The organism is Bradyrhizobium sp. GW821-FHT12B03 (assembly GCF_058807535.1).
The window spans coordinates 25,998-39,102 of record NZ_JBXAQU010000029.1 but is presented as its reverse complement, the minus strand read 5'-3'; the positions used below and the strand labels follow the sequence as shown (position 1 = coordinate 39,102).

Below are 13,105 nucleotides of genomic sequence, written 5' to 3'. Positions count from 1 at the left end.
GGAATGACATGAACAAGCTCTCGATCGTGATCTTCGCGTCGGTCCTGCTGGTCGGCATGCTCCTGCTTGCGCTTGGCCTCGTCGACGTCGGCGGCACCGTCGCATTTCTCACAAGGGCCGAGCAGACGGACGCGCGGTTCGCCGGCGCCGTCGCGCGCAGCGGCGGAAATCATGGCGGGACGTTTCTCTATCCGACCTTTCAGTTTCAGACGACGGAGGGTCGCTCGATCATGATCACGTCCTCATCGGGGTCGACCAGCCAACCCTATGCGGAGGGCGAGCGCGTCAGGATCGCCTACGATCCCCGCCGTCCCGAGGATGCGCGGCTGCTGTCGTTCCTGACGCTGTGGATCACGCCTAGCCTGCTTTGCGGCGCCGGCCTGCTTCTGGCGGGCGGCGCGGTCATTGTTCGCGCCGCCCTAGCGCGGCAACGCCGAGGCCGCGCCTGACGCGGGCAGGGCGGCCGTCGCCGTCTCGGTCCTGCGATGCGGCTCGCCCGCGGCATCCAGCACGGGATAGGCGACCGAGCAGATATGCGAGTGGATGCGGCGCAGATCGCGCAGCACGTCGAGGTGCAGCGAGGTGGTCTCGATGGTCTCGGGGCGGCCCTCGCGCAGGCGGTCGAGATGGCGCTCGACGGCGGCAAGCTCGGTGTTCTTCAGCGTGGTCTTCTCCACCAGCAGCTTGCGCGCCTCATTCGCATCGCCCGACATGAACACGCCGAAGGCGATCCGCAGCGATTCCATCGTTCGCTTGTGGAAGGCGGCGAGCTCCTCGGAGCCCTCGGCCGAGAACTGGAAGCGGCGCTTGATCTTCTTGGTGGCAAGCTCGCTCAGGCTCTTGTCGATGATGTCGCCGATATGCTCGAGGTTGATGGCGAAGGAGATGATCTCCATCGCGCGTCGCCCCTCGCTCTCGTCGAGGCTGCCCCGCATGAGCTTGGTCACATAGAGCTTGATGGCTTCATCCAGGCCGTCGACGACATTGTCCATCTTCGAGACCTGGTCGACCAGGGCACGGTCGCCCGTCATCATCGCGGTCATGACCTTGCGCAGCATGACTTCGACGAAGTCGCCCATGCGCAGCGTCTCGCGGGCGGCGTCGGCGAGCGCCAGCGATGGCGTCTCCAGCGCGGTCTCGTCGAGATAGCGCGGGCGGGCCGGATCGGTCTCCTGCACGCGATCGGGCAAGAGGCGGGTCAACAGGCGTGACATGGTGTCGAGCAGGCCGATGAAGATGATGGCGGTGCCGACGTTGAAGGCGATGTGGAAGGCTGCCGTCATCTTCGCGAGATCCGGCTGCCAGGCATGCATGTGCTCGGCGATGACGCTCAGGAACGGCAACACCAGCGCAATCCCGATCGCGCGATTGACGAGATTGCCGACGGGCAGGCGGTAGCTCGCGGGATCGTCGCGCCTGGCCCCTTCGAACACGGGGTTGATGGCGCTGCCGAGATTGGCGCCGAGCACCAGCGCCATCGCTGCGTAGGGCGTGATGAACTGGGAATAGGCCAGCGACATGATCAGCAGCACGCTGGCGACGCTCGAATGCACCGCCCAGGTGACGAGTGCGGCGATGACGATGCACAGGATGGGATCGCCCGTGATCGCCGACATCACGACGCGCACGCCGGGCGCGTTCTCCGCCGGCGCCAGCGTGTCGAGCAGGATGTGCAGCGACAGCAGCATCAAGCCGAGACCGATCGAAATCCGGCCGATATCCTTGATGCGTGAGCGTGGACCGGAGCGGAAGGCAACGAGCCCGAGCACGAACAGCACGGGTGCGACTGCTGCGATGTTGAATGACAGCGCCTGCACGATCAGCGTGGTGCCGACATTGGCGCCCAACATGATGGCGAGCGCCGCAACGAGGCTGAGCAGGCCTTCGGCCGCGAACGAGCTGGTGAGCAGCGCCGTCGCCGTGCTGCTCTGGAGCAGCGCCGTGAGCCCGAGGCCGGCGGCGAATGCGCTGACGCGGTTGCCGAGCGCCTTGCCGAGCAGGCGGCGCAGGTCGGGGCCAAAGGCGCGCAGGATGCCGCTCTGGACCATATGGAGGCCCCACAACAACAGCGCCACGCCGCCCATCAGATCGAGCAGTACCAACGTTCCCATGCTCCGTGTCCGGATGAGAGTCGATTGGTGAGGCTAGCGCCAAATGCTTGAGGATCAAACCATTTCTTGACGCAGCGACGTTAACCTTTGCGATGGTTGCTCGTTCCCGCGGCGCGCGTTGACGCGTCCGCAGGCGCGATGCCTTGTGAGCAGGCTCACATTGCCGCCTTGAGGGCAGCGAAGCCGCGATCGAGATCGGCCTTGAGGTCGTCGGTGCTCTCGAGCCCGATATGCAGACGCAGGGTCGGACCGCCCGGCGCCCATTTGGTCGCGGTGCGATAGTCGTTGCAGTCGAAGGGAATCGCCAGGCTCTCGAAGCCGCCCCAGGAGAACCCCATGCCGAACAGCTTGAGCGTGTTGAGCATGGTGTCGACCGCCTTCTGCGGGGCCGGCTTCAGCACGATGCTGAACAGGCCCGAGGCGCCGGTGAAGTCGCGCTTCCAGATCGCGTGGCCGGGATCAGTCTCCAGCCCCGGATGCAGCACACGCGCGACCTCGGGACGGCCGGCGAGCCAGCGCGCCATGTCTAGTCCCGAGCGATGATGCTGCGCCAGCCGCACCGACAGCGTCCGCAGGCCGCGCAATGCCAGGAAGACATCATCGGGGCCGGCGCAGACGCCGAGCAGGCGGATGCCCTCGGCGATCTGCGGCCAGGCCTTGGCGTTGGCCGAGATGGTGCCGAACATGATGTCGGAATGGCCCCCGATATATTTGGTGGCGGCCTGCATGCTGATGTCGACGCCCTGATCGAGCGAGCGGTGATAGAGCGGGGTCGCCCAGGTGTTGTCGTCGATGACGAGCGCGTCGCGGGCATGTGCGACCTCGGCGATGGCGCGAATGTCGGGCATCTCGAACGATTGCGAGCCCGGCGCCTCCACCAGCACCGCGCGGGTGTTCGGCTTGAACAGCCTGTCGATGCCGGCGCCGATCAGCGGATCGAAGTAGGTGGTCTCGATACCAAGGCGGGCGAGCATGCCGTTGCAGAAATTGCGCGTGGGCCGGTAGACGTTGTCGCAGACCAGCAGATGGTCACCGGTCTTCAGCACCGAGAGCAGGGCGGTCGAGATCGCCGACAGTCCTGATGGCACGATGCCGACGCCGGCGCATTGCGGCCCCTCCAGCGTCATCAGCGTCTCCTGGAACGCCTTGGTGGTGGGGGAGCCGTGGCGGCCATAGGTGAACTCGCCGCGATGGGCATGCAGGTCTTCGGCGGTCGGATAGAGCACGGTCGAGCCGTGGAACACCGGCGGATTGACGAACCCCTTCTGCGCCTTGGTGTCGCGGCCGGAGGTGACCAGCCGGGTCTCGGCCTGCTGTTGGGAGGGGTGCGAGGAATCCATGCGTCTGCTTTCAAAACCGCGTTTCCGCAAGGGCGTTTCGCGCCATGCGGGCCGGCCGAAAGGCCGCTGTCGTTAATAACAGAACACAGAAGAGTCCCGTCAACCCCTTGACCCGGCACGCCAGTCGTTCTGTGATGCGCAGGTGCTATTCAGTCGCCGCATGTTGAGGGGCCTGCCGCGACCTTCGATCCATCGTCTGACCGGACCTTGCGCCACAGCCATCATGGCGGGCGCCTGCGGCGGGGATTAAGGTATGGCCTCCCGAGATCGGCGGGTGTTCAGCAAGGTTTTCCAGCATGACTCTTGCAAGGCTCAGCCTGGCAGAGACGATCCTGAGACAATATTCCTGACCTTGAGACGACCTTGAAAGGCCTTCACCCCATGAAACGCGTAACCCTGGCACTCACTCTTGCTCTCGCCGCCGGCCTCTCTGCCCAAGCCGCCGATGCGCAAACGCTCAAGACCGTCAAGGAACGGGGCACGCTGTCCTGCGGCGTCAGCCAGGGCCTGCCGGGCTTCTCCTCGCCCGACGACAAGGGCAACTGGACCGGGCTCGACGTCGACGTCTGCCGTGCGATCGCGGCCGCCATCTTCAACGATCCGACCAAGGTCAAGTTCGTGCCGACGTCGGCCAAGGATCGTTTCACGGCGCTGCAATCCGGCGAAATCGACGTGCTCTCGCGCAACACCACCTGGACGATCTCGCGCGATACCTCGCTCGGTGCCAACTTCACCGGCGTGACCTATTATGACGGGCAGGGCTTCATGGTGAAGAAGTCGCTCAAGGTGAATTCGGCGCTCGAGCTCAACAGCGCCTCGGTCTGCGTGCAGACCGGCACCACCACGGAGCAAAATCTCGCCGACTATTTCAAGGCCAACAACATGAAGTACGAGGTGATCGCGTTCGGCACCAACGACGAGACGGTCAAGGCCTATGAGGCCGGCCGCTGCGACGTCTTCACCACCGACCAATCGGGCCTCTACGCCAACCGCCTCAAGCTCGCCAATCCCAATGACCACATGGTGCTCCCGGAAATCATCTCGAAGGAGCCGCTCGGCCCGATGGTGCGCCATGGCGACGACCAGTGGTTCGACATCGTGAAATGGACGCTGTACGCCCTCGTCACCACCGAAGAGCTCGGGGTGACCTCGAAGAACGTCGACGAGAAGGCGAAACTGGAAAACCCGGAGCTGAAGCGCGTGCTTGGCTCTGATGGCAATTTCGGCGAACAGCTCGGCCTCACCAAGGACTGGGTGGTGCGGATCGTGAAGGCCACCGGCAATTACGGCGAGGTGTTCGATCGCAACGTCGGCGCCGGCTCGCCGCTCGGCATCGCCCGCGGTCTCAACAATCTCTGGAACAAGGGTGGTCTGCAGTACGCGCCGCCGATCCGCTGACCCCGCTAGATCGGCGGCGCGCGGCCATGAGCACCGAGGCTCGAAAACCGCCGGCCCAGATCGCGCTGAAGATCCGGCGCATTCTGGGCGGCAAGGCAGGCTGGAACGGCGTCGCCGTCCAGTTTGCCTTCGCGGCGATCCTGGGCTGGATCGGCTACGAGATCGTCTCGAACGCCCGCGCCAACCTCGAAAACCAGCATATTGCCGCCGGCTTCGGCTTCCTCAGGAACAATGCCGGCTTCGACGTCAACCAGACCCTGATCTCCTACACCGGCTCGGACACGTTCCTGCGCGTGTTCGTGGTCGGGCTCCTGAACACGCTCGTGGTCTCGGTGGTCGGCATATTCTTCGCCACCGTGATCGGCTTCGTCATCGCGCTGTGCCGGCTGTCGCCCAACTGGCTGCTGTCGCGGATCGGCGAGCTCTATGTCGAGATCATCCGCAACCTGCCGCTGCTGTTCCAGATCCTGTTCTGGTACCTGGCAGTGCTCGCGGCCCTGCCAAATCCGCGGCAGAGCATTTCGCTGTTCGGCCTCGCCTTCGTCAGCAATCGCGGCCTCGTCATTCCCCGCCCGATCGGCGAGGGCGGCTTCGAGCCGTTCCTGGCGGTGCTGGCGTTCGGCATCGTGGCCTCGCTGGCATTGCGCTTCCATGCGCGGCGCGCGCTGTTCCAGCGGGGGCAGGTGATCCGCATCTGGCCTTATGTGCTGGGCCTGCTGATCGGCCTGCCGCTGGTCACGATGCTGGTGTTCGGTCTGCCCTTCAGCTTCGAGCTGCCGCAGCTCAAGGGCTTCAATTTCGCCGGCGGCTCGCGCATCATTCCGGAGTTCGTGGCGCTGACGGTCGCCTTGGCGACCTATACCGCCGCCTTCATCGCCGAGATCGTGCGCGCCGGCATCCTGTCCGTGCACAAGGGACAGATGGAGGCGGGATCCTCGCTGGGCCTCAGCCGCGGCAGCACGCTTCGGCTGATCGTCGTGCCGCAGGCGATGCGCGTCATCGTTCCGCCGCTGACCAACCAGTATCTCAACCTCACCAAGAATTCTTCGCTGGCAGTCGCCATCGGCTATCCTGACCTCGTCTCGGTGTTCGCCGGCACCTCGCTGAGCCAGACCGGGCAGGCGATCGAGATCATCGCCATGACGATGGGCGTCTATCTCCTGATCTCGCTCGTCACCAGCGCCGTCATGAGCGTCTACGGCTGGCGCGTCAGCCGGAGTCTGGGCGCATGACCGATATCACCTCGTCCTCCTTCGTGCGTGACGACCTCGTCAGCGAGCGTCCTGCGCCGGTGAAGACCACAGGATTCGTTGGCTGGGTGCGCACGCGCCTGTTCAATTCGCCGACCAACATCCTGCTCACGATCCTCGGCGCCTTGCTGCTCTGGTTCACCATCATTCCCTCGGCCAAGTTTCTGTTGGTCGATGCGGTCTGGACCGGCCAGGATCGCGCGGCCTGCCTGCCCGAGAATGCGGGATTTGTGGTCGGCGCCTGCTGGCCCTACATCCAGGCCAAGCTGCCGCAGCTGATCTATGGCTTCTATCCGGAGGCCGAGCGCTGGCGGGTCAACCTCACGTTCGTCCTGGCGGCGGTCCTGCTGGTGCCGTTGCTGGTTCCGCGCCTGCCGGCGAAGGGGCTCAGCGCGGGGCTGTTCTTCTTCGCCTTGCCCGTTGTCGCCTTCTTCCTGCTGCGCGGCGGCGGCATCTCCGGCTTTGGCCTGAGCTGGGCTGCCAGCCTGCTGCAGCTGTTCGACGAGAGCATCATCGGCGCTGGACAGGTCCTGCTCAGTCTCAGCAAGACCTCGGCGATCGCGCCGCTGTTGTGGGTCGTCGGCAGCCTGGTCGTGCTGGTCGGCACGGCGCTCCATTGGCTGATCTTCCCGCTGACCTGGCTGCGCGACCAGATCCAGGTCTCGGGTCAGGCGGTCTGGACCGATTTCGCGATCACGACGGTCGTCGTTTCCCTGATCGTCTTCTTTCTCGGCGGCGGCCTGCGCGCCGGCTGGCGCGCGCTCGCCTCGTGCCTTGCGACCTTCATTGCCATTGCGATCGTCATCAAGCTGATGGGGCTCGACCACGGCGGACTGCCCATCGTATTGACGAATTTGTGGGGCGGCCTGCTGGTGACGCTGGTGGTCTCCGTCACCGGCATCGTCACCTCGTTGCCGATCGGCATCGCACTGGCGCTCGGCCGTCGCTCCACCATCCCGCTGATCCGGATCTTCTCGATCGCCTTCATCGAGTTCTGGCGCGGCGTGCCGCTGATCACCGTGCTGTTCTTCGCCACCTACATGCTGCCCCTGTTCCTGCCGGGTAATTTCACGGTCGACGGCCTCGTGCGCGCGCTGATCGGGATTGCGCTGTTCACGGGCGCCTATCAGGCCGAGAACGTCCGCGGCGGGCTCGCTGCCATCCCGCGCGGGCAGGGCGAGGCGGCGGCCGCCCTGGGGCTGTCCTGGTGGAAGACGACCTCGCTGATCGTGCTGCCGCAGGCGCTGCGCCACGTCATTCCGAACCTCGTCAACAGCTTCATCTCGCTGTTCAAGGACACCTCGCTGGTCTCGATCGTGGCGCTGTTCGACCTCCTGGGCTCGCTTCGTGCCTCGTTCTCGGATCCGAAATGGTCGACGCCGTCGACCGCGTTCACCGGATTTGCCTTCGCCGGGATCATCTATTTTCTGTTCTGCTTCGGAATGTCACGCTACTCGCTGTTCGTCGAGCACCGCCTCAACGCCCACCGCCGCAACTGATCGAGCTCACCATGTCCGATAGCCCCATCGTCAAGATTTCCGGCCTGAACAAATGGTACGGCGAATTTCACGTGCTGCGCGACATCGATCTCGACGTCAAAAAGGGCGAGCGCATCGTGATCTGCGGCCCGTCGGGCTCGGGCAAGTCGACACTGATCCGCTGCATCAATGCACTGGAGGAATTCCAGGAGGGCGAGATCGTCGTCGACGGCATCGAGCTCGGACCGAACCTCAAGCACATCGACGCGGTGCGCCGCGAGGTCGGCATGGTGTTCCAGAGCTTCAACCTGTTCCCGCATCTGACGGTTCTGGACAATTGCACGCTGGCGCCGATCTGGGTGCGCAACATCCCCAAGAAGGATGCGGAAGCGACCGCGATGAAATTCCTGGAGCGGGTCAAGATCCCGCACCAGGCCAACAAGTTTCCGGGCCAGATGTCCGGCGGCCAGCAGCAGCGCGTCGCCATCGCGCGCGCCCTGACCATGAACCCGAAAGTCATGCTGTTCGACGAGCCGACCTCGGCGCTCGACCCCGAAATGGTCAAGGAGGTTCTCGACACCATGGTCGACCTCGCCGAGGAGGGCATGACCATGCTGGTCGTGACCCACGAAATGGGCTTTGCCCGCGAGGTCGCCAACCGGGTCGTGTTCATGGACGCCGGCCAGATCATCGAGGCCAACACCCCGAACGAGTTCTTTGCCGCCCCCCAGCACGCCCGCACAAAACTGTTCCTGAGCCAGATCCTGCGGTGAGCACCTGCAATCCGGCGGCCTCGCCGGCCTGACCGACCCACCAGCTTCGCACCATGCGAATCAGCTTGCCTCTTTTCGGATCATCCTCCGGAGAGAGACCTTGCAGAGCAGTGTCGGTGCGCGCGCCTACCAGAATGCGCGACTGGAAAAGCAGTTGAGGAAGCAGGCGGACGCCGTGATGTCGTTCGCGATCGAGGCGCTCGGGCAGGGCAGATTTGACGAGGTCGAGATGTTCTGCCGCGAAGTCTTGAAAGAGGTTCCGGATCATTTCCACGCCACGCATCTGTTCGGTCTGTGCGCATTTGAGGGCCGGCGGCTCGATGACGCGCAATTCCTGCTCGAGCGCGCGGTCGCGCTCGACCCGCGTTCGCCCGATGCCCATGGCAATCTCGGGGCCGTGTATTTCGATCTCCAGAAGTTCAAGGACGCCCGCGCATGCCAGGAGAAGGCCATTGCGCTGAAGCCGAATTGTCCGATCACCCTGACAAACCTCGGCAATACGCTGCTGCACCTCGGCCTCGCCAAGGAGGCGATCGAGCTGCACGAACGCGCGATCAGGCTGAAGCCGGACTATGTCGATGCATTTTGCAATCGTGGCATGGCGCAGCTGATGATCGGCCAGTTCGCGCGTGCCGGGGAGAGCTTCGATCGCGCCCTGTCGCTTCAGCCGCATCACGCGGAAGCGATCGCGGGCAGGGGAATGGTGAGCCTGGAATTCCGGCACTTCGAGCAGGCGGAGGCGGCGCTCGACGCAGCGCTCGCGCTCAAGCCGGGGTCGCCGCGGATTCTGGTGCAGCGCGGACGGCTCAATCTCACTCTGTCCCGGCTGCAGCGGGCGGCAGCGGATTTCGACGCAGCGCTGGCGCTATCACCACGGAACGAGCTCGCGCTGTGCTGGAGGGCGCAAGTCGACATCATGGTGAGGAACACGGCGGGGGCGATGGCGGGCGCCAAGACCCTGCTCGAGGTCAATCCGCAATCCGAGGCGGGCATGTCGCTGCTGGCCTCCTGCTATGCGAACCAGGGAGACATCGCGACGGCGCTCGAATATCTCGATGCGGCGCTGGCGATCGCGCCGGACTTTCCCGAGGCCATCGGATACAAGATTTTCGTGCTGGATTATCTGCCGGAGGCCGATTTCGTGGTCCAGCAGGCGGCACGAAAATACTGGTGGGATCAGATCGGCGCCAAACTCCCGCAAAGGACGCTGTCGCCGCGCGATCTCGATCCGGACAGACGGATCGTGATCGGATATGTCGCCTCCGAATTCAGGCAGCATTCGGCGGCGTACTCCCTGTTGCCGGTGATGCGCCATCATGATCACGCCAAGTTCAAGATCGTCTGCTATTCCTGCTGGCCGTTGCAGGACGGGATGACCGAGAAATTCAAGGCTTGCGCAGACGTCTGGGTCGAGGCCGCGCAGTTTTCGGACGACGAACTGGCCGATCGTATCCAGGCTGACGGGATCGATATTCTGATCGATGTGTCCGGGCATACGACCGGCAACCGGCTCCATGTCTTCGCCCGCAAGCCGGCCCCCATCCAGGTCACGGGTTTCGGGCACGCGACGGGTACGGGTCTTCAGACCATGGACTACGTGCTTGCGGATCCGATCTTCATTCCGCAGTCGGCGCGCCATCTGCTGGCCGAAAAGGTCCATGACCTGCCGAGCCTGATCACGATCGATCCCATCCTGGATGTGCCGCCTTCGGAGCTTCCCATGCTCCGCAACGGCCATGTGACCTTCGGCGTGTTCAACCGGATCTTCAAGATTTCGGACGATGCAATCCGGGTGTGGTCGAAAGTCATGCGCGAGGTGACGGGATCAAAGATCATCATCAAGAACGGGCTGCTTGACGATCCCATGCTGCGCGACCGCCTGATCGCGAGGTTCGTGGCACAGGGCATTGCTGAGGCGAACGTCATCTGCATGGGCACGACCTCGCGCACCGACCATCTGCGCGCCTTTGCGAATGTCGACATTTCGCTCGATACCTTCCCGCAGAACGGCGGCATCAGCACCTGGGAATCGCTCTATGCGGGCGTTCCGGTCGTCGCCAAGCTCGGCAACGGCTCCTCGTCGCGCGCCGGCGGATCGATCGTGGCGGCCGTCGGTCTTGACGACTGGGTCGCCGATGACGAGGCGGGTTATGCCGCGATCGCCTGCAAATATGCGGCGCAGCCCGCTCATCTGGCGAAGCTGCGCGCGGATCTGCCGGCTCAGATCGCGAATTCGCCAGCCGGCAACGTCGAGATCTACACGCGCGAGGTCGAGGCGGGCTATCGCCAGTTCTGGCGGGACTATTGTGCCGCGGCCTCGGGAGGCGGAGACGTCGCGTAGGCAGGGCAGCTGCGCCGGATCCTGCGCTGGGCACCGGGAAATCCCGGGGGGCGCCGGTCCAGCCGATCGGCCGGCCTCGGCCGCGAATCAGTTAGACTCTTCCTAAGGCCATCCATCCTCCGGAGAGACACCTTGCAGAAGAGCGGCGGCGGCGCGCGCGCATTCCAGAACGCGCGACTGCAGAAGAAATTGATGAAGCAGGCCGATGCCGTCATCTCCGCTGCGGCGAACGCTTATGGCCAGGGCCGATATGCCGAGACCGAAGCGCTGTGCCGCGAGATCCTGAAAGCGCTCCCGGATCATGTCGACGCCATCCACCTGCTGGGCATGTGCGCCCATGACGGCCGGCGCCTCGAGGAGGCGAAAGAACTGCTGGAGCGTGTGATTGCGCTCGATCCGCGCCTGCACGATGCCCACAACAACCTCGCGACCGTGCATTTCGACCTCGGCAATTACGAGGAGGCGCGGCGCTGCCAGGAGAGGGCGATCGCGCTGAAGCCGAATTTCGCGGTCGCGCTCACCAATCTCGGCAACACCCTGATGCATATGGGACAGTACGAGCAGGCGCTCGAGATGCACGAGCGCGCCATCAAGCTGAAGCCGGATTATGCTGATGCGCTCTGCAACCGTGGCATGGTCGAGATCGTGCTTGGGCAGGTCATGCGCGCCAAGGACAGTTTCGATCGCGCTTTGCTGTTTCAGCCGCGTCACGCCGAGGCCATCGTCGGCAGCGGCATGGTCAGCATGGAGCTCCGACACCACGACGAGGCCGCCGCCAAGTTTGCCACGGCGCTTGCGATCAAGCCCGGCGCGCCCCGGATCCTGGCCCAGCGCGGGCGGCTCAGTTACGAATTGCAGCGCCTGGAGCCCGCGCTTGCAGATTTCGAGGCGGCGCTCGCGATCTCGCCAAAGCTTGAGCTCGCGCTCCGGGGCAAGGCTCAGACCTGTCTCGTGATGGGAAAGACAGCGCAGGCGATGGCGGCAGCGACGACCCTGATCGAGCGAAATCCGCGCTCCGAGATGGGAATGGCGCTGATGGGCTTCGCTTATTCGAACCAAGGCGACATGGATACCGCGATCGAATACCTCGATCGCGCGCTGGCGCTCCGACCGGACTATGGGGACGCGATCAGGGGAAAGATCTTCCTGGAGGACTACCGCGCCGAGGCCGATTTCGTTGTCCAGCAGGCGGTGCGCAAATCCTGGTGGGATCAGATCGGCTCCAAGGTGCCGCGAAGGGAGCTGCCGAAGCGGCCGCTCGATCCGGACAAGCAGATTGTGGTCGGCTATGTCGCGGCCGAGTTCCGGCAACACTCGGCGGGCCTGACCTTGCTGCCGGTGCTGCGCCATCATGATCACGCCAAGTTCAAGATCATCTGCTATTACTCCTGGCCGGGAGCGGACGAGTACACCGCCATGTTCAAGTCGATGGCGGACGTCTGGGTCGATGCCTGGGACCTTTCGGACGACGAACTCGCCGATCGGATTGAGGCTGACAATGTCGACATCCTGATCGACGTATCGGGCCACACAACCGGTAACCGGTTGCAGGTCTTCGCGCGGAAGCCGGCCCCGATCCAGGCCACCGGCTTCGGTCACGCGACGGGCACGGGCATGCCGACCATGGACTATGTGCTTGCGGATCCCGTTTTTATTCCGCCGCCGGTCCGGCACTTGTTTGCCGAAAAGATCTACGATCTGCCGTGCCTGATCACGATGGAGCCTGTCACCAATCTGCAGCCCTCGGAGCTGCCGATGCTTCGCAACGGCTACGTCACCTTCGGCGTGTTCAACCGCATCTACAAGATATCGGATGATGCGATCCGTGTGTGGTCGCTCATCATGCGGCAGGTGCAGGGATCCAAGATCGTTCTCAAGCATGGTTTGCTCGATGATCCCCTGCTGCGCGATGGCCTGGTCGCTCGCTTCGTGGCACAGGGCATCGCCGAGGAGAACATCACGTGCCTCGGCACCACCTCGCGCGACGACCACCTGATGGCCTTTGACAAGATCGATATCTCGCTCGACACGTTCCCGCAGAATGGCGGCATCAGCACCTGGGAATCCCTCTACAAGGGCGTTCCCGTGGTCGCCAAGCTCGGCATTGGAGCCTCTTCGCGTGCCGGCGCCTCCATCGTGGCCGCCGTCGGTCTTGCCGACTGGGTCGCCGAGGATGACGAGGGTTATGTCGAGATCGCCTGCAAATTTGCATCGCAGCCCGAGCATCTGGCGAAGTTGCGGGCGGGATTGCCGGCTCAGATCGCAGCCTCGCCCGCCGGCAATGTCGAGATCTACACGCGTCAGCTCGAAGCGGGTTATCGCCAGTTCTGGCGCGACTATTGTGCTACCGCCTCGGAAAGCGACGACACGGCATAGGCGGGCCAGACGCTCCACGCGGTTCCGGAGCCGGATTC

9 protein-coding genes are annotated in these 13,105 nt (G+C 64.2%); 7 read left to right on the top strand and 2 right to left on the bottom strand.

Annotation, left to right across the window (positions count from 1 at the left end):
• The first annotated feature begins 8 nt into the window (after positions 1 to 8).
• A complete protein-coding gene (locus AC1RUR_RS35835; RefSeq protein ID WP_492852845.1) occupies positions 9 to 449 on the top strand; it encodes a DUF3592 domain-containing protein in 441 nt (146 codons plus the stop codon).
• On the opposite strand, the gene AC1RUR_RS35830 is transcribed toward AC1RUR_RS35835, so the two are convergent.
• Positions 420 to 2,111, bottom strand: coding sequence for a Na/Pi cotransporter family protein (locus AC1RUR_RS35830; protein ID WP_492852844.1), 1,692 nt, complete (start codon positions 2,109 to 2,111; stop codon positions 420 to 422). The two genes, AC1RUR_RS35835 and AC1RUR_RS35830, sit on opposite strands and share 30 nt — an antisense overlap.
• A 155-nt stretch (positions 2,112 to 2,266) precedes the next feature.
• Positions 2,267 to 3,451, bottom strand: a complete 1,185-nt coding sequence (metC, locus tag AC1RUR_RS35825; RefSeq protein WP_492852843.1) for a cystathionine beta-lyase — start codon at positions 3,449 to 3,451, stop codon at positions 2,267 to 2,269.
• Between the two features lie 381 nt (positions 3,452 to 3,832).
• On the opposite strand from metC, the gene AC1RUR_RS35820 reads away from it, so the two are divergent.
• The 6 genes from AC1RUR_RS35820 to AC1RUR_RS35795 all read left to right on the top strand — a co-directional run bounded on the left by AC1RUR_RS35820 (position 3,833) and on the right by AC1RUR_RS35795 (position 13,067).
• Complete coding sequence (locus AC1RUR_RS35820) at positions 3,833 to 4,849, top strand: amino acid ABC transporter substrate-binding protein (protein WP_492852842.1); 1,017 nt, start codon at positions 3,833 to 3,835, stop codon at positions 4,847 to 4,849.
• A 26-nt stretch (positions 4,850 to 4,875) separates the two neighbouring features.
• Positions 4,876 to 6,081 carry an amino acid ABC transporter permease gene (locus AC1RUR_RS35815; RefSeq protein ID WP_492852841.1) on the top strand — a complete coding sequence of 402 codons (1,206 nt, stop codon included), beginning with the start codon at positions 4,876 to 4,878 and terminating at the stop codon, positions 6,079 to 6,081.
• The gene (locus tag AC1RUR_RS35810; RefSeq protein WP_492852840.1) at positions 6,078 to 7,598 is read left to right on the top strand and encodes an amino acid ABC transporter permease; all 1,521 of its coding nucleotides are present in this window, start codon (positions 6,078 to 6,080) and stop codon (positions 7,596 to 7,598) included. The genes AC1RUR_RS35815 and AC1RUR_RS35810 overlap by 4 nt, the downstream gene beginning before the upstream one ends.
• An 11-nt stretch (positions 7,599 to 7,609) precedes the next feature.
• Positions 7,610 to 8,350 carry an amino acid ABC transporter ATP-binding protein gene (locus AC1RUR_RS35805; RefSeq protein WP_492852839.1) on the top strand — a complete coding sequence of 247 codons (741 nt, stop codon included), beginning with the start codon at positions 7,610 to 7,612 and terminating at the stop codon, positions 8,348 to 8,350.
• A gap of 100 nt (positions 8,351 to 8,450) precedes the next feature.
• A complete protein-coding gene (locus AC1RUR_RS35800) occupies positions 8,451 to 10,691 on the top strand; it encodes an O-linked N-acetylglucosamine transferase family protein (RefSeq protein ID WP_492852838.1) in 2,241 nt (746 codons plus the stop codon).
• 132 nt (positions 10,692 to 10,823) lie between these two features.
• Complete coding sequence (locus AC1RUR_RS35795; RefSeq protein ID WP_492852837.1) at positions 10,824 to 13,067, top strand: O-linked N-acetylglucosamine transferase, SPINDLY family protein; 2,244 nt, start codon at positions 10,824 to 10,826, stop codon at positions 13,065 to 13,067.
• The last annotated feature ends 38 nt before the right edge of the window (positions 13,068 to 13,105 follow it).

What these genes read in the sequence shown, in the direction of transcription:
- AC1RUR_RS35830 (WP_492852844.1), bottom strand. Translation starts at nt 2,111, where the DNA reads ATGGGAACGTTGGTACTGCTCGATCTGATGGGCGGCGTGGCGCTGTTG.
- AC1RUR_RS35820 (WP_492852842.1), top strand. Translation starts at nt 3,833, where the DNA reads ATGAAACGCGTAACCCTGGCACTCACTCTTGCTCTCGCCGCCGGCCTC.
- AC1RUR_RS35815 (WP_492852841.1), top strand. Translation starts at nt 4,876, where the DNA reads ATGAGCACCGAGGCTCGAAAACCGCCGGCCCAGATCGCGCTGAAGATC.
- AC1RUR_RS35810 (WP_492852840.1), top strand. Translation starts at nt 6,078, where the DNA reads ATGACCGATATCACCTCGTCCTCCTTCGTGCGTGACGACCTCGTCAGC.
- AC1RUR_RS35835 (WP_492852845.1), top strand. Translation starts at nt 9, where the DNA reads ATGAACAAGCTCTCGATCGTGATCTTCGCGTCGGTCCTGCTGGTCGGC.
- AC1RUR_RS35805 (WP_492852839.1), top strand. Translation starts at nt 7,610, where the DNA reads ATGTCCGATAGCCCCATCGTCAAGATTTCCGGCCTGAACAAATGGTAC.
- metC (WP_492852843.1), bottom strand. Translation starts at nt 3,451, where the DNA reads ATGGATTCCTCGCACCCCTCCCAACAGCAGGCCGAGACCCGGCTGGTC.